This window comes from Enterobacter sp. BNK-14 (assembly GCF_047456095.1).
GTDB classification, from domain to species: domain Bacteria; phylum Pseudomonadota; class Gammaproteobacteria; order Enterobacterales; family Enterobacteriaceae; genus Enterobacter; species Enterobacter kobei.
Map to the genome: position 1 here is coordinate 2,391,080 of NZ_CP179897.1, position 15,776 is coordinate 2,406,855.

The 15,776-nt window shown below is 53.6% G+C and carries 19 protein-coding genes; 4 read left to right on the top strand and 15 right to left on the bottom strand.

What is annotated here, in order from left to right:
* Position 1 precedes the first annotated feature (1 nt).
* Positions 2-724, top strand: a complete 723-nt coding sequence (locus tag ACMGGM_RS11495; RefSeq protein ID WP_158008930.1) for a prepilin peptidase — start codon at positions 2-4, stop codon at positions 722-724.
* A 34-nt stretch (positions 725-758) separates the two neighbouring features.
* Here ACMGGM_RS11495 and bfr read toward each other — a convergent pair whose 3' ends face one another.
* The 11 genes from bfr to fkpA all read right to left on the bottom strand — a co-directional run bounded on the left by bfr (position 759) and on the right by fkpA (position 8,965).
* Positions 759-1,238, bottom strand: coding sequence for a bacterioferritin (gene bfr, locus ACMGGM_RS11500; RefSeq protein WP_014885483.1), 480 nt, complete (start codon positions 1,236-1,238; stop codon positions 759-761).
* A 72-nt stretch (positions 1,239-1,310) separates the two neighbouring features.
* On the bottom strand, positions 1,311-1,505 hold the full coding sequence (gene bfd, locus ACMGGM_RS11505) for a bacterioferritin-associated ferredoxin (protein ID WP_008503493.1): 195 nt from the start codon (positions 1,503-1,505) through the stop codon (positions 1,311-1,313).
* A gap of 179 nt (positions 1,506-1,684) precedes the next feature.
* On the bottom strand, positions 1,685-2,869 hold the full coding sequence (gene tuf / locus ACMGGM_RS11510) for an elongation factor Tu (RefSeq protein WP_014171903.1): 1,185 nt from the start codon (positions 2,867-2,869) through the stop codon (positions 1,685-1,687).
* A gap of 69 nt (positions 2,870-2,938) precedes the next feature.
* Positions 2,939-5,053, bottom strand: coding sequence for an elongation factor G (gene fusA / locus ACMGGM_RS11515; RefSeq protein WP_014885485.1), 2,115 nt, complete (start codon positions 5,051-5,053; stop codon positions 2,939-2,941).
* A 96-nt stretch (positions 5,054-5,149) separates the two neighbouring features.
* Positions 5,150-5,620, bottom strand: a complete 471-nt coding sequence (gene rpsG, locus ACMGGM_RS11520; RefSeq protein WP_003861706.1) for a 30S ribosomal protein S7 — start codon at positions 5,618-5,620, stop codon at positions 5,150-5,152.
* Positions 5,621-5,716: 96 nt separating this feature from the next.
* Positions 5,717-6,091: a 30S ribosomal protein S12 gene (gene rpsL / locus ACMGGM_RS11525; RefSeq protein ID WP_000246815.1), complete on the bottom strand. Its 375-nt coding sequence runs from the start codon at positions 6,089-6,091 to the stop codon at positions 5,717-5,719.
* A 124-nt stretch (positions 6,092-6,215) separates the two neighbouring features.
* Positions 6,216-6,503, bottom strand: a complete 288-nt coding sequence (gene tusB / locus ACMGGM_RS11530) for a sulfurtransferase complex subunit TusB (protein WP_014885486.1) — start codon at positions 6,501-6,503, stop codon at positions 6,216-6,218.
* Positions 6,504-6,510: 7 nt separating this feature from the next.
* Positions 6,511-6,870, bottom strand: coding sequence for a sulfurtransferase complex subunit TusC (tusC, locus tag ACMGGM_RS11535; RefSeq protein ID WP_045134893.1), 360 nt, complete (start codon positions 6,868-6,870; stop codon positions 6,511-6,513).
* Positions 6,870-7,256: a sulfurtransferase complex subunit TusD gene (gene tusD / locus ACMGGM_RS11540; RefSeq protein ID WP_014885488.1), complete on the bottom strand. Its 387-nt coding sequence runs from the start codon at positions 7,254-7,256 to the stop codon at positions 6,870-6,872. Before tusD ends, tusC begins: the two co-directional genes overlap by 1 nt.
* Complete coding sequence (locus ACMGGM_RS11545) at positions 7,256-7,978, bottom strand: transcriptional regulator (RefSeq protein ID WP_014885489.1); 723 nt, start codon at positions 7,976-7,978, stop codon at positions 7,256-7,258. Before ACMGGM_RS11545 ends, tusD begins: the two co-directional genes overlap by 1 nt.
* Positions 7,979-8,143: 165 nt before the next feature.
* On the bottom strand, positions 8,144-8,965 hold the full coding sequence (fkpA, locus tag ACMGGM_RS11550) for an FKBP-type peptidyl-prolyl cis-trans isomerase (protein WP_023331457.1): 822 nt from the start codon (positions 8,963-8,965) through the stop codon (positions 8,144-8,146).
* A 237-nt stretch (positions 8,966-9,202) separates the two neighbouring features.
* Here fkpA and ACMGGM_RS11555 point away from each other — a divergent pair, with 237 nt between their 5' ends.
* Complete coding sequence (locus ACMGGM_RS11555; protein ID WP_008503009.1) at positions 9,203-9,421, top strand: protein SlyX; 219 nt, start codon at positions 9,203-9,205, stop codon at positions 9,419-9,421.
* A gap of 51 nt (positions 9,422-9,472) precedes the next feature.
* On the opposite strand, the gene slyD is transcribed toward ACMGGM_RS11555, so the two are convergent.
* The 4 genes from slyD to kefG form a co-directional block, all read right to left on the bottom strand.
* Positions 9,473-10,063, bottom strand: a complete 591-nt coding sequence (slyD, locus tag ACMGGM_RS11560) for a peptidylprolyl isomerase (RefSeq protein WP_014885491.1) — start codon at positions 10,061-10,063, stop codon at positions 9,473-9,475.
* A gap of 94 nt (positions 10,064-10,157) precedes the next feature.
* Positions 10,158-10,358, bottom strand: coding sequence for a YheV family putative zinc ribbon protein (locus ACMGGM_RS11565; RefSeq protein ID WP_003861689.1), 201 nt, complete (start codon positions 10,356-10,358; stop codon positions 10,158-10,160).
* Between the two features lie 13 nt (positions 10,359-10,371).
* Positions 10,372-12,177, bottom strand: coding sequence for a glutathione-regulated potassium-efflux system protein KefB (gene kefB, locus ACMGGM_RS11570; RefSeq protein ID WP_014885492.1), 1,806 nt, complete (start codon positions 12,175-12,177; stop codon positions 10,372-10,374).
* The gene (gene kefG, locus ACMGGM_RS11575; RefSeq protein WP_021242220.1) at positions 12,177-12,731 is read right to left on the bottom strand and encodes a glutathione-regulated potassium-efflux system ancillary protein KefG; all 555 of its coding nucleotides are present in this window, start codon (positions 12,729-12,731) and stop codon (positions 12,177-12,179) included. Before kefG ends, kefB begins: the two co-directional genes overlap by 1 nt.
* Before the next feature lie 135 nt (positions 12,732-12,866).
* Here kefG and ACMGGM_RS11580 point away from each other — a divergent pair, with 135 nt between their 5' ends.
* Positions 12,867-14,771, top strand: a complete 1,905-nt coding sequence (locus ACMGGM_RS11580; protein ID WP_023331460.1) for an ABC transporter ATP-binding protein — start codon at positions 12,867-12,869, stop codon at positions 14,769-14,771.
* Between the two features lie 15 nt (positions 14,772-14,786).
* Positions 14,787-15,728, top strand: coding sequence for a LysR family transcriptional regulator (locus ACMGGM_RS11585; protein ID WP_045134898.1), 942 nt, complete (start codon positions 14,787-14,789; stop codon positions 15,726-15,728).
* Positions 15,729-15,776: the final 48 nt, after the last annotated feature.

Sequence of the window (15,776 nt, forward strand, 5' to 3'; positions counted from 1 at the left end):
AATGGGTATACTCACCTGGCGTTTGCCTGCCGAGATTTTACGACCGTCTTCGACAGGCGAGGCGGGTTCAACGTCAGAGTTTACGTTCTCTGGCTCCCGGTGCTGCCAGTGTCAAACCCCACTGTTCTGGTACGACACGGTTCCCCTGCTCGGCTGGATGCTTCTCAAAGGGAAATGTCGCCACTGCGGCCAGCCTGTTTCAACACGCTATCCCTTGCTGGAAGGGCTTTGTGCGATGATGGCCGTCATTTGCTATGCCCTCCATCCAGCATCAATGATAATGTCACTGGCGCTTTTTCTGTTCTTTTGGTTTGTACTCGCACTCAGCGTGATCGATCTGCAGCATTACCTTTTACCCGACAAGCTCACGCTACCGTTACTGTGGGTTGGCCTGTTGTTTAATGCCTTTTTTGGCCCTGTTTCCTCCCAGGACGCCATTGTGGGTGCCGCTGCCGGCTATTTAATTCTGTGGCTGCTCTACTGGCTGGTCCGCTTAATCTGTCACAAAGAAGGGATCGGTTACGGGGATTTCAAGATGCTTGCGGCAGTGGGCGCCTGGTGCGGCTGGCGAGAGGTACCCGTGATCCTTTACGTAGCGTCAATCGCTGGGATCTTTTACGGGCTTCTGCTGTGGGTAAAAAAAGGGCATTTCGGTGACCCGATACCTTTCGGTCCGGCACTGGCACTGAGCGGCTGGGGCTGTTTCTGCTGGGCAACGCTGTGAGGAGGCAGGAAGGAGGGTTTCCTTCCTGTATCAACTACTCTTTTTCTTCGCGGATTTGCGCCTGCAGATAGTTTTGAATACCCAGCTTATCGATCAAATCCAACTCGGTTTCCAGCCAGTCTATATGGCCTTCTTCATCGGCAAGGATCTCAATCATCATGTCACGGCTGACATAATCAAAAACGCTGTCGGCATAGGCAATGGCTTCACGGAGATCTTTGGCACCTTCAAGTTCCAGCCTGAGGTCGGAACGTAGCATCTCCTCGACATCTTCACCGATGCCCAGCTTGCCGAGATCCTGCAGGTTTGGAATACCTTCAAGGAATAAAATGCGCTCGATATATTTATCGGCGTGTTTCATCTCATCTATAGATTCATGGTACTCAACGTCGTTCAGACGTTTAAGTCCCCAGTTTTTGAACATTCTCGCGTGAAGAAAGTACTGGTTGATTGCGACAAGCTCATTTCCCAATAATTTATTGAGATAACTTATGATTTTAACATCACCTTTCATTATATAGTCCCTCCGCTTCCACTCATTGAAGCGTAGATCGGGCTACGGGGATGTCAAAAAAAAGATGGGCGCTTACGCGATCTCTTTGTATTCCGGGATCTGCATCAACTCGTCCTGCATGATTTCACGTGCAGCACGTACACATTTACCGCATTGATTTCCAACCGGAACAAATTTGCGAAGCTGCTGAAATGACTGTGGCTGAAACTGGCGAACGGCCTGACGTATTTTTTTGTCGCTTACACCATTACATAAACAAACGTACATAGAGACTCCCGTTCAAATTATGCGCAAAGTGTAAGTGAGAATGGTTATGATTACAATAGCACAAACGCCAGAATACGGGGCGGGTGCAGGCAAAAAATGCGAAAGTTTGTGACAACACCTGAGCAGCACAAAACAAAAAAGGACGCCGAAGCGTCCTTTTTTAATTCGGGGATAATTAATTAGCCCAGAACTTTAGCAACAACGCCCGCGCCAACGGTACGGCCGCCTTCACGGATTGCGAAACGCAGACCGTCGTCCATCGCGATTGGGTGGATCAGAGTCACAACCATCTTGATGTTGTCGCCTGGCATTACCATCTCAACGCCTTCTGGCAGTTCGATGGTACCGGTCACGTCAGTTGTACGGAAGTAGAACTGTGGACGGTAGCCTTTGAAGAACGGAGTATGACGGCCGCCTTCGTCTTTGGACAGGATGTACACTTCAGATTCGAACTTGGTGTGTGGCTTGATTGAGCCTGGCTTCGCCAGAACCTGACCACGTTCGATTTCTTCACGTTTGATACCACGCAGCAGAACACCAACGTTCTCACCAGCACGGCCTTCGTCCAGCAGTTTGCGGAACATTTCAACGCCAGTACAGGTAGACTTCGCAGTCTCTTTGATACCAACGATTTCAACTTCTTCACCAACTTTGATGATACCGCGCTCTACACGACCGGTAACAACGGTACCACGACCGGAGATGGAGAATACGTCTTCGATTGGCAGCAGGAATGGCTTGTCAATCGCACGCTCTGGTTCTGGGATGTAAGAATCCAGGAAGCCAGCCAGTTCGATGATTTTCTCTTCCCACTCTGCTTCGCCTTCCAGCGCTTTCAGCGCGGAACCACGAACGATTGGGGTGTCGTCGCCTGGGAAATCGTACTGAGACAGCAGTTCACGAACTTCCATCTCTACCAGTTCCAGCAGTTCTTCGTCATCAACCATGTCGCACTTGTTCAGGAACACGATGATGTAAGGAACGCCTACCTGACGACCCAGCAGGATGTGCTCACGAGTCTGAGGCATTGGGCCGTCAGTCGCAGCAACAACCAGGATCGCGCCGTCCATCTGCGCAGCACCGGTGATCATGTTTTTAACATAGTCGGCGTGGCCTGGGCAGTCTACGTGTGCGTAGTGGCGAGTCGGGGTGTCATATTCAACGTGAGAAGTGTTGATGGTGATACCACGAGCTTTTTCTTCTGGTGCGTTATCGATCTGGTCGAATGCACGAGCAGCACCGCCGTAGGTTTTAGCCAGAACGGTAGTGATTGCAGCAGTCAGGGTAGTTTTACCATGGTCAACGTGGCCGATAGTACCAACGTTAACGTGCGGTTTTGTACGTTCAAATTTTTCTTTAGACACGGCTATATTCCTTACTATAGTGCTCTCCCCTTCGGAGAGAGCACGGGACTTAGGTTTTAATCCTGTGGATTACTTACCACGGGCTTCAATAACGGCCTGAGCAACGTTGTTAGGCGCATCATCATACTTCAGGAATTCCATGGTGTATGATGCACGACCTTTGGTCAGAGAACGCAGCTGAGTTGCATATCCGAACATTTCAGACAGCGGAACTTCAGCGTGGATCTTAACGCCAGTTACTTCAGATTCCTGACCACGCAGCATACCGCGACGACGGCTCAAGTCACCGATAACGTCACCGGTGTTCTCTTCAGGAGTTTCTACTTCAACCTTCATGATTGGCTCAAGCAGAACTGGTTTTGCTTTCTTAAAGCCTTCTTTAAAGGCAATAGACGCAGCCAGTTTAAACGCCAGTTCAGAGGAGTCAACGTCGTGGTAAGAACCGAAGTGCAGACGGATACCCATGTCAACAACTGGGTAGCCAGCCAGAGGGCCCGCTTTCAGCTGTTCCTGGATGCCTTTATCAACGGCTGGGATGTATTCGCCAGGAATTACACCACCTTTGATGTCGTTGATGAACTCGTAACCTTTCGGGTTAGAGCCCGGCTCCAGTGGGTACATGTCGATCACAACGTGACCGTACTGACCGCGACCACCAGACTGCTTAGCGTGTTTACCTTCAACATCGGTAACTTTCGCGCGAATCGCTTCGCGGTAAGCAACCTGAGGTTTACCCACGTTCGCTTCAACGTTGAATTCACGCTTCATACGGTCAACGATGATGTCCAGGTGCAGTTCACCCATACCAGCGATGATGGTCTGGTTAGATTCTTCATCAGTCCATACGCGGAATGATGGGTCTTCTTTCGCCAGACGGCCCAGAGCCAGACCCATTTTTTCCTGGTCAGCTTTGGTTTTTGGTTCAACCGCGATGGAGATTACCGGCTCTGGGAATTCCATACGCTCCAGAATGATCGGGTGATCCGGGTCACACAGGGTGTCACCAGTGGTCACGTCTTTCAGACCGATAGCTGCAGCGATGTCGCCCGCACGAACTTCTTTGATCTCTTCACGTTTGTTAGCGTGCATCTGTACGATACGGCCAAAACGCTCACGCGCCGCTTTCACGGAGTTCAGGATGGTGTCACCGGAGTTAACCACACCAGAGTAAACGCGGAAGAAGGTCAGGTTACCCACGAATGGGTCGGTAGCAATTTTGAACGCCAGTGCAGAGAACGGCTCGTCGTCGCTTGCGTGACGCTCAGCCGGAGTATCTTTACCGTCGTCCAGGATGCCGTTGATCGCAGGAACGTCAACCGGGGATGGCAGGTAGTCAACTACCGCATCCAGCATCGCCTGAACACCTTTGTTCTTGAACGCAGAACCACAGGTTACCAGGATGATTTCGTTGTTCAGAACACGCTGACGCAGAGCTTTTTTGATCTCTTCTTCAGTCAGTTCTTCACCACCCAGGTATTTCTCCATCAGCTCTTCAGAAGCTTCAGCAGCGGATTCGATCAGGTTCTGGTGCCATTCGTCAGCCAGGTCCTGCATCTCAGCCGGGATGTCTTCGTATTCGAAGGTCACGCCCTGGTCTGCGTCGTTCCAGTTGATGGCTTTCATTTTCACCAGGTCGATAACGCCGGTGAAGCCTTCTTCAGCACCAATTGCCAGCTGCAGCGGAACAGGGTTCGCGCCCAGACGGGTTTTGATCTGACCAACAACTTTCAGGAAGTTAGCACCCATACGGTCCATTTTGTTAACGAACGCGATGCGTGGAACTTTATATTTGTTCGCCTGACGCCATACGGTTTCAGACTGTGGCTGAACACCACCAACTGCGCAATAAACCATTACCGCGCCGTCGAGCACACGCATGGAACGTTCTACTTCGATGGTGAAGTCAACGTGCCCTGGGGTGTCGATGATGTTTACGCGATGCGGTTCGTACTGCTTAGCCATACCTGACCAGAATGCAGTAGTCGCTGCGGAGGTGATAGTGATACCACGCTCCTGCTCCTGTTCCATCCAGTCCATGGTGGCTGCGCCGTCATGAACTTCACCGATTTTATGGTTTACACCGGTGTAGAACAGAATACGTTCGGTAGTAGTGGTCTTACCGGCGTCGATGTGCGCACTGATACCGATGTTACGGTAGCGTGCGATGGGTGTTGTACGAGCCATTTGATTCCTCGTTTGTTTCTTTAGGCGTTCAGTTAAGTTACCCAGAGCGGGCGGCTTCTCTGAAGCGCCCGCCTGGTGACTAATACTCCGAAGGGATTACCAACGGTAGTGTGCGAACGCCTTGTTGGCTTCTGCCATACGGTGAACGTCTTCACGTTTCTTAACTGCAGTACCTTTGTTTTCTGCAGCATCAGAAAGTTCGTTCGCCAGACGCAGAGCCATGGATTTATCACCGCGTTTACGAGCAGCTTCAACGATCCAACGCATTGCCAGAGCATTACGACGAACCGGACGAACTTCAACTGGAACCTGATAAGTAGAACCACCAACGCGGCGGGACTTAACTTCTACAGTTGGGCGAACGTTGTCGAGAGCGACTTCGAAAGCTTCCAGTTCATTTTTACCAGAACGCTGAGCCAGGGTCTCAAGCGCGCTGTATACGATGGCTTCTGCAGTAGATTTTTTACCATCTACCATCAGGATATTTACAAATTTTGCCAGCAGTTCTGATCCGAACTTCGGATCTGGAAGAATTTTACGCTGACCAATGACGCGACGACGTGGCATGGGAATACTCCGTTGTTAATTCAGGATTGTCCAAAACTCTACGAGTTTAGTTTGACATTAAGATAAATCAGTTTGGCCTTACTTAACGGAGAACCATTAAGCCTTAGGACGCTTCACGCCGTACTTGGAGCGAGCCTGCTTACGGTCTTTAACACCTGAGCAGTCCAGCGCACCACGAACGGTGTGGTAACGAACACCCGGAAGGTCTTTAACACGACCGCCACGGATCAGGATCACGGAGTGCTCCTGCAGGTTGTGACCTTCACCACCGATGTAGGAAGTCACTTCGAAACCGTTAGTCAAACGCACACGGCATACTTTACGCAGTGCGGAGTTTGGTTTTTTAGGAGTGGTGGTATATACACGAGTACATACACCACGTTTCTGCGGGCAGGCTTCCAGTGCAGGCACGTTGCTTTTTGCAACTTTGCGTGCACGTGGTTTGCGTACCAGCTGGTTAACTGTTGCCATTAAATAGCTCCTGGTTTTAGCTTTTGCTTCGTAAACACGTAATAAAACGACCTCATACAATATGAGGACGCGAAATTTTAGGGCTACGTCGAAAAGGTGTCAAGAAATATACAGCGATCTCGGATCACCAGTTCATTTGACTGGCGTGCGTCACAGTAAGATTGACGAAATCAGTATAGCCAACCACGTCAATTTTGGCTGAAATTTGACCAGAAAGACCTCGCGCGTCCAGATCGTCCTTCAGCGCAGAGACTGTTATGGGGGCATTCGTGAGAATTTCAACGAAACGACTGCCTTCCAGAGCGGCAAGCACGCCGTCCTGAATGAGCAGCAAATCATCACCTTCGCGCAGCATGCTCAACAGTGTGTCGATATCACATTGCCACGGTGAGTGGCTCAGAATATGGAGCATGGCGGCCTCAGAACGTCAAAACGGTGTCGTAGTGGGAAAGGTGTTCACGCAGATCAGAGGAAGGTAAGAGCGTCACATCCAGCACAAAAGACGACTTATCACTCAAACCGCGCGCCGTTAAGGAGTCGGCACAGACATAGCAGGTTTCGATATCGTACAGCGGCAGCAATTTGAAGGTTGCGATGTAATCGCGCGCCAGGATGGCCTGCGGCTGTTGGCCCGCGAGCAGTTGAAACACCCCGTCCCCCAGAAAAAAGACGCCGATATCTTCTGTTAATGCCGATGTCGCAAGTAACGCATCCAGCCCTTCGCGGCCCGAGGCGCTACCGTGCGGTGCAGAAGTAAAAACAAATGCCACGCGCTTCATCAGAATTGCACCACTCTGTCGCAGGTTAGCGCCGCCTGAGCCAGCTCGCCCAGACCACTCAACGAAAAACCAGGCTGAAGGTTAGCGCCCGATAACCCCAGGCGATCGGCTTCGGTTGCATCCGTCACGCCGCGACGCAGTGCCGCCGCCACGCAGATGTTCAGCTCAACGCCCTGCTTTTCATTTAACGCCTGCCACGCGCGGACCAGATCAAACTCATCGCTCGCCGGTGACGTGAACTGGTTCGCGTTATACACCCCTTCCCGATAGAAAAAGACGCTCGCCAGTTCATGTCCGGCCGCCAGTAGCGCATGCGCAAACTGCAGCGCGCTGCTGGCCTGCTGAGTGCCGTACGCCGGGCCTGTCACCATTAACGCAAAACGCATTACTTATCTTGCCCTACGAAGTCGCCGCTTTTGAACTGGCGGATGTAGAGGTAGACCGTATGCTTGGAGATATTCAGACGATCGGCCACCTGGTTAATGGCGTCTTTGATATCAAAAATCCCTTTCTCGTAGAGATTGAGTACGATCTGACGATTCTTGGCATTGTTCGAGACGTTGCGATCGGCATTCACCTCTTCAATCGTAAACTCAAGCGTTTGAGTCACCAGATCTTCTACGGAGGAGGCAAAGTTAACGGAGGAGCCAACGTCTGGCGTTTCAGGCGGAATAAAGGTGCTCATGATCTGCGAGAAAGGCACATCAAGGTTCATGTTGATGCACAGCAGTCCAATCACACGATGTTCGCGGTTTCGAATCGCGATAGTTTCTGATTTCATCAGCACGCCGCTTTTGGCGCGGGTGAAATAACATTTGGAGACGCTGCTGTCCGCGCCGGTCATGTCATGCAACATACGCAATGCAAGGTCGGTGATTGGCGAACCAATTTTACGGCCGGTATGCTCACCATTAGCAATGCGGATGGCGGAACACTTCAGATCTTGCAGGGAGTGCAATACGATTTCGCAGTGGGAACCAATGAGCATCGCTAACCCGTCCACCACCGCCTCATAGGATTTAAGAATATCGAAGTCGGTCTGGTCAAAAGGACGTTGATCCAGCAAATCAAGTTCACTGGTTTCGTTGGTTAAAAGCGACCTGGACATGAAAAAAACACTCCTTTTCAGGAGCCTGTCGTTAGGTTTTCAGGGCAGGCTCATTATCTACACGGACAACTAAATTAATACAGCGTACCAGACGCTTTCCAGTGTTAATTATATCTGCCCCGCAATAAAAAAACCGCCGCCTTAAAGGCGGCGGTTTTTATTACATTACTTCTTAGCGTCTGTCGCAGCTTTCTGATCTGCCTGCGCTTCCGGTTTCGCATCCGCTTTCGGTGCTGGTTTAATGTCCAGCAACTCTACGTCGAAGACCAGCGTGGAGTTAGCCGGGATACCCGGAACGCCCGTTTTGCCGTAGGCCAGATCCGGTGGAATAACCAGCTTGATCTTGCCGCCTTTCTTGATGTTTTTCAGGCCTTCAGTCCAGCCAGGGATCACACCGTCCAGACGGAAGGAGAGCGGCTCACCACGGGTGTAAGAGTTATCGAACTCTTTACCGTCGATCAGCGTACCTTTGTAGTTTACGACAACAGTATCGCTGTCTTTCGGCGCATCACCGGTGCCTTCTTTCTCAACTTTGTACACCAGGCCAGTAGAGGAGGTCTTCACACCCTTCTCTTTAGCAAAGGTATCGCGGTAGGCTTTGCCTTTCGCTTCGTTGTCTTTCGCGTCCGCTTCCATCTTGGTCTGAGCGGCACCCTTCACGCGTGCTTCGAACGCCTGCAGCGTCTGCTCGATTTCCTGGTCAGACAGCTTGCTCTTATCCGCAAATGCGTCCTGTACGCCTGCGATCAGCTGGGCTTTATCCAGTTTGATGCCCAGTTTCTCTTGTTCTTTCAGAGAGTTTTCCATGTAACGACCCAGAGATGCGCCCAGTGCGTAGGCGGATTTCTGGTCGTCATTTTTGAACGCCGCTTTGCTGTCTGCAGTGGCAGCAGGCTTCGCAGCAGTATCAGCAGCGAATGACAGCGGCGCGTTCAGCGCAACAGCCATCGTCGTCGCCAGCAGCGTTACTTTAAACAGTGATTTCATCCATATCTCCAGGGCCTGGGGACTCTCACCCCAGCGTTAAACGTAAATGAGTGACGTACTATAAAACGTTGCAGAAGAAATCTACAGACAGACACTCCCAATTCTCACCACTTTTCAGACTATTTTTGTTTAAATAAGTTTCTTGCCAGCGGGATAGAGACTGCACTTAAGGATAAACTCAGTTAAACTGCGCCGCCGCTGGACCATCAGGTAAATCAGACATAAACGAGGTGAATGATGAAGGATACAACGATAGAAGCGAGAATGGCTGAGCTGGAAAGCCGCCTGGCTTTTCAGGACATCACCATCGAAGAACTAAACCAGACCGTCACAGCACATGAACTCGAAATGGCGAAGCTGCGGGATCACATGCGTCTGCTGACGGAAAAGCTAAAGGCAACGCAGCCGTCAAACATTGCCTCTCAGTCTGAAGAGACACCACCACCTCATTATTGAGGCGTAAAAAAAGCGGGGTTCCCCCGCTTTTTTATTTTCCGCTTAGCGGAATTAGTGGCAACCGCAGCCGCCGTTACCGCAACCACCTTTGCCATGGTCATGACCATGGTCGTGATCGTGGCCGTGACCACCGCAGCAGCCGTCGTGGCCGTGATCGTGGTCATGGTCGTGACCGTGCGCACCGTGAACGTGGCCATGAGCCAGCTCTTCTTCGGTCGCTTCACGGATCGCAACAACTTCTACGTTGAACTTCAGGTTCTGGCCAGCCAGCATGTGGTTGCCGTCAACCACAACGTGGTCGTCTTCAACTTCAGTGATTTCAACAGGCACTGGACCCTGGTCAGTTTCAGCCAGGAAGCGCATGCCAACCTGCAGTTCGTCAACGCCCATGAACACGTCTTTAGGAACGCGCTGAACCAGGTTGTCGTCATACTGACCGTAAGCGTCGTTCGCGCCGACAGCAACGTCGAATTTGTCGCCAACTTCATGACCTTCCAGCGCAGTTTCCAGGCCGGAAATCAGGGAACCGTGGCCATGCAGGTAGTCCAGCGGCGCACTCACCGGAGACTCATCAACCAACACACCGTCTTCTGTACGTACCTGATAGGCCAGGCTGACCACCAGGTCTTTTGCTACTTTCATGATATCTCCTGAGCGTGGGAAAATTGCTGGCGCAGATTGTAGCGGAAATCTGCACCCGTGTACCCTTTAGCTTAAAAAAACTCAGGGCATATCGCTAGTCCGGATGAAAAATGCCGATCACTTGCTCTTCTTTGCGAACATGATCGCGGGCCTCTTTATCGGCCTCACGCATCTGGTGACCACACTTAACACACTCAACGATATCAATATTATTTTCTCGCCACATCGCCAGAGTATCTTGCGCCTGGCAGGACGGGCATTTTGCACCTGCGATAAAGCGTTTACGGACAGCCATCTTTCGTTACCCTTTATTCAAATTCATCCCAGCCATCAAGCTGGCGTCGTTCCTGTTGCATCTCTCGCTGGAAGATCTCCTCCAGCTCGCGACGCGCTTCCCGCACGCGGGAGATCTGCGCCGTGTCGGTATGCACCGGCATCAGTTCGCGCAGCATTCGCATATCCAGCCGACGGAAGTGCATCTGGGCACGTTGCGCCTGATGAGGATGCATGCCCAGCGAGATCAACGCCTTACGGCCTAACTCCAGCGCACTGGAGAACGTCTCACGGGAGAAGTGTTTCACACCCGCCTGCAACAATTCGTGAGCTTCAACACGTCCCCGGGCACGCGCCAGTATATGCAGGTGCGGGAAGTGCTGTTGACACAGCTCCACCAGTTTCATCGTGTCTTCCGGATCGTTACAGGTGATCACGATGGACTCGGCGGCCTCAGCGCCCGCCGAGCGCAGCAGCTCAAGCTGGGTCGCGTCGCCGTAATACACCTTGTAGCCATATTTACGCATCAGGTTAACCGCACTGATATCGCGTTCCAGCACCGTAATGCGCATCTTATTCGCCATCAACAGGCGACCAATCACCTGCCCGAAGCGGCCAAAGCCCACCACTATCACCTGGGGTTTATCGTCTTCTACCCATGGCGCTTCATCTTCATCGTCCGTCGGGTTTAAGCGGCGCGACAGCAGTTTATCCACCAGCTTCATCAGCAGCGGCGTGGTCATCATCGACAGCGTCACCGTCACCAGCAGCAGCGCCATCTGATCGTCCTTAAACAGCTTCTGAGAGGACGCGGCGGAAAACAGCACAAACGCGAACTCTCCCCCCTGGCTTAACACGCTGGCAAACTGCATACGTTCCGAACTGCGCAACCCGTAAATACGCGCCATGACGTACAGCACCAGCATTTTCACCGCCACCAGGATGGCGACGCTGACCACAACCCAGAGCAGATGGGTATAAAGCACGCCGAGATTGAGCGCCATCCCCACCGAAATAAAGAACAACCCTAGCAGCAGCCCTTTGAAGGGATCGATGGCAATTTCCAGTTCGTGACGATACTCGCTCTCCGCCAGCAGCACCCCGGCGATAAAAGTACCCAGCGCCATTGATAGCCCCAGCGCGTCCATAAACAGCGCCGAGCCAAGCACCAGCAACAGCGTCGCAGCGGTAAACACTTCACGCACGCCCGACGCGGCAATAAAGCGGAACACCGGACGCAACAGGAAGCGTCCGCCAATCAGCATGCCCGCAAAAGCCAGCACCTTCATGGAAATCTTTGCCCAGTCGAAGCTATCGTCGCCAGAACCCGCCAGCAGCGGCACCAGCGCCAGCGCCGGGATCACCGCTAAATCCTGAAACAGCAGCACCGAAAAGCCCAGCTGCCCGGCTTCATTGCGGTTCATCCCTTTGTCGCGCATCAGCTGCAACGCCATCGCCGTCGACGACATGGCGAGACCAATCCCGCCTATCACCGCGGCCTGCCAGGAAAAGTGGGTCAGCATTAGCAGACCAGCCAGAATCGCGGCGCTGAACAACACTTGCGCGGCACCCACGCCAAAGATAGAGCGTCGGAGCTGCCACAATTTAGAGGGATTCAGTTCCAGACCGATGATGAACATCAGGAACACCACGCCTAGCTCGGAGAAATGGAGAATTTCATCCACATCGCTGATGAATCCCAGTCCCCAGGGACCAATGGCGATCCCCGCGAGCAAATATCCCAGTACCGCACCGATGCCGAGACGGGCGGCAAGCGGAACCGCGACGACGGCCGCAAATAAAAACAGTACCCCGGCGAGGAGCAAATTCGATCCTTCCATTAACGACCTCCTGCCGGAATCGGCGATGCCAGCCACTCGCCATAAGCTCTGGCGTGGCTGGCCAGTTCTTTCGGATCCTGACGCCGCGCCCAGTAGACAATGATCGGGCTCATCCAGTGCATACGGCACATCGCCGCCGTCAGCTCGAATGGCCGCAGGATATCGCTCATCGGATAACGGTTCAGCCCGTCGTGACGGTAAGCACTTTCGGGTTCACCGGTGGTGATCACGCTACGCCAGTACTTTCCCGCCAGCTGGTTTCCCCCCACCCCACTGGAGAAGCCGCGGCTCAGCACGCGGTCCAGCCACTCTTTCAGCAGTGCCGGACAGCTATAGGTATAAAGCGGGTGCTGGAACACAATCACGTCATGCTGACGCAGCAGTTCCTGCTCGTACGGAATATCAATAAAGAAATCAGGATAGTGCGCGTAGAGATCGTGCACCGTAACGTTACTGAGCTGTGTGGCCGGCTTAAGCAGCACCCGGTTCGCCACCGAGTCCTGAGATTCCGGATGGGCATACAGCAGCAGCACTTTCGCTGTCTGAGACATCATTCCCCTCCCGGTCGTGTTTCTGTTTTTGTGTATCGTTGTTGTTTTGGGCTACCATGGCGGCCCGGTGCGGAAAATGGCCCACACCTTACATTATCATAATGACAAATTAACATAGTCGGAACATACGGCGCTTCTATGATTGTTTTCTCCTCGTTACAAATTCGTCGCGGCGTGCGCGTTCTGCTCGATAACGCCACTGCTACCATCAACCCGGGCCAAAAAGTGGGTCTGGTCGGCAAAAACGGCTGTGGCAAATCCACGCTGCTGGCGCTGCTGAAAAACGAGATTAGCGCGGATGGCGGAAGCTTTACTTATCCGGGAAACTGGCAGCTCGCCTGGGTGAACCAGGAGACGCCAGCCCTGAGCGAACCGGCCCTCGACTATGTTATCGACGGCGACCGTGAATACCGCAAACTCGAAGCGGAACTCCACGCCGCCAACGAGCGCAACGACGGTCACGCCATCGCCACCGTTCATGGCAAGCTGGACGCCATCGACGCGTGGACCATTCGCTCCCGCGCCTCCAGCCTGCTGCACGGCCTGGGCTTCAGCAATGAACAGCTGGAACGCCCGGTCAGCGACTTCTCCGGCGGCTGGCGTATGCGCCTCAACCTGGCGCAGGCGCTGATCTGCCGTTCTGATCTTTTGCTACTCGATGAACCGACTAACCACCTCGATCTCGATGCGGTTATTTGGCTGGAGAAGTGGCTTAAGAGCTATCAGGGCACTCTGATTCTGATCTCCCACGACCGCGACTTCCTCGATCCGGTGGTGGATAAAATCATTCATATCGAACAGCAAACGATGTTCGAATATACCGGCAACTACAGCTCTTTCGAGCGCCAGCGCGCGACGCGCCTGGCCCAGCAGCAGGCGATGTACGAAAGCCAGCAGCAGCGCGTGGCGCACCTGCAAAGCTTTGTGGATCGCTTTAAGGCCAAAGCCTCTAAAGCCAAGCAGGCCCAGAGCCGCATCAAGATGCTGGAACGCATGGAGATGATTGCCCCGGCGCACGTCGATAACCCGTTCCACTTCAATTTCCGCGAGCCGGAAAGCCTGCCGAATCCGCTGCTGAAAATGGAAAAAGTGAGCGCGGGCTATGGCGATCGCATTATTCTCGACTCCATCAAGCTCAACCTGGTGCCGGGTTCACGTATCGGTCTGCTGGGGCGTAACGGCGCCGGTAAATCAACGCTAATCAAACTCCTGGCGGGCGAACTTAACCCGGTCAGCGGCGAAATCGGCCTGGCGAAAGGCATTAAGCTTGGCTATTTCGCTCAGCATCAGCTGGAATTTTTACGCGCGGATGAATCGCCTATCCAGCACCTTGCGCGTCTGGCACCGCAGGAAATGGAGCAGAAGCTGCGCGATTACCTCGGCGGCTTCGGCTTCCAGGGCGATAAAGTCACCGAAAACACAGAGCGTTTCTCCGGCGGTGAAAAAGCCCGCCTGGTACTGGCGCTGATCGTCTGGCAGCGCCCGAACCTGCTGCTGCTCGATGAACCGACCAACCACCTGGATCTCGACATGCGTCAGGCGCTGACCGAAGCGCTGATTGAGTTCGAAGGCGCGCTGGTGGTGGTCTCGCACGATCGTCACCTGATCCGCTCCACCACAGACGATCTCTACCTGGTGCATGATGGCAAAGTTGAACCGTTCGACGGCGATCTGGAAGACTACCAGCAGTGGCTGACGGACGTGCAGAAGCAGGAAAACCAGCCGGACGAGTCGGCGAAAGACAACGCCAACAGCGCGCAGGCGCGTAAAGACCAGAAGCGTCGCGAAGCGGAGCTGCGCACTCAGACTCAGCCGCTGCGTAAAGAGATTGCCCGTCTGGAAAAAGAGATGGAGAAGCTCAACGCCACGCTTGCCACCGTTGAAGAGAAGCTAGGCGACAGCGGCCTGTACGATCAAAGCCGTAAAGCGGAGCTGACGGATTGCCTGCAAACGCAGGCAAAGACCAAATCGAGCCTCGAAGCGTGCGAAATGGCGTGGCTGGACGCGCAGGAACAGCTGGAAGCGATGCTGCAGGCCGACTAACACACCGGGAGGGTTATGCGTTTCGATACCACGAGCGAGATTACATTCCGCAAACTCAGCATCTTCATGACCTTCATGGAGAAAGGGAATATCGCCCGTACCGCCGAAACGCTCGGGCTGAGCGGTGTCAGTGTGCACCGCGCGCTGCACACGCTGGAAGAGAACGTGCGCTGCCCGCTTTTTACCCACAAGGGGCGCAATCTGATTGCGCTGCCTTCCGCCTGGACGCTGCTGGAATATTGCCAGGAAGTCATGCAGGTGATGGAGCGCGGGCTGGAAGAGTCGCGCAAAATCGCCGGTATCGGCCAGGGTCGGTTGCGCGTCGGTACGCTCTACTCGCTCACCCTGGAAACCGTACCGCGCCTGATTATGGGCATGAAATTACGCCGTCCGGATCTGGAGATGGATCTGACGATGGGCTCTAACGACACGTTGCTACACATGCTGGACGAAGGGTCGCTGGACGCCATATTGATCTCCATCTCCGAAAGCGATATCGACCGTAACAGCCTCGAAGTACTGCCCCTGTTTCACGACGACATTTTCCTTGCCGCGCCCGCGTCCGCCACGCTGAACGCCCATGGGCCAGCGGATCTTCGTGATTACAAACACCAGAAATTTGTCGCGCTGGCAGAAGGGTTCGCCACCTACGCCGGGTTCCAGGAAGCGTTCCACATCGCCGGATTCGAGCCGGAAATCGTCACGCGCGTGAATGACATTTTCTCTATGTTGAGCCTGGTGCAGGCGGGCGTCGGTTTTACGCTGATGCCGGGGAGGATGAAGAAAGTGTATGAGAACTCGGTGCAGCTATTGAAGCTGGCGGAACCGTACCAGATGCAGCAGCTGATTGCGATTGTCTTTGCCCGCAACCGCGAGCAGGATCCGAGCCTACGCGCACTGGCCGCCGAAGGGCGGATGTATGCGCGAAGCCTCACGGCAGGTACCTCGGCCCTGTAGGCCTGGTGCATTCCCCCTGTTCCAGGGTTCACTAAAACTGAACGCCAC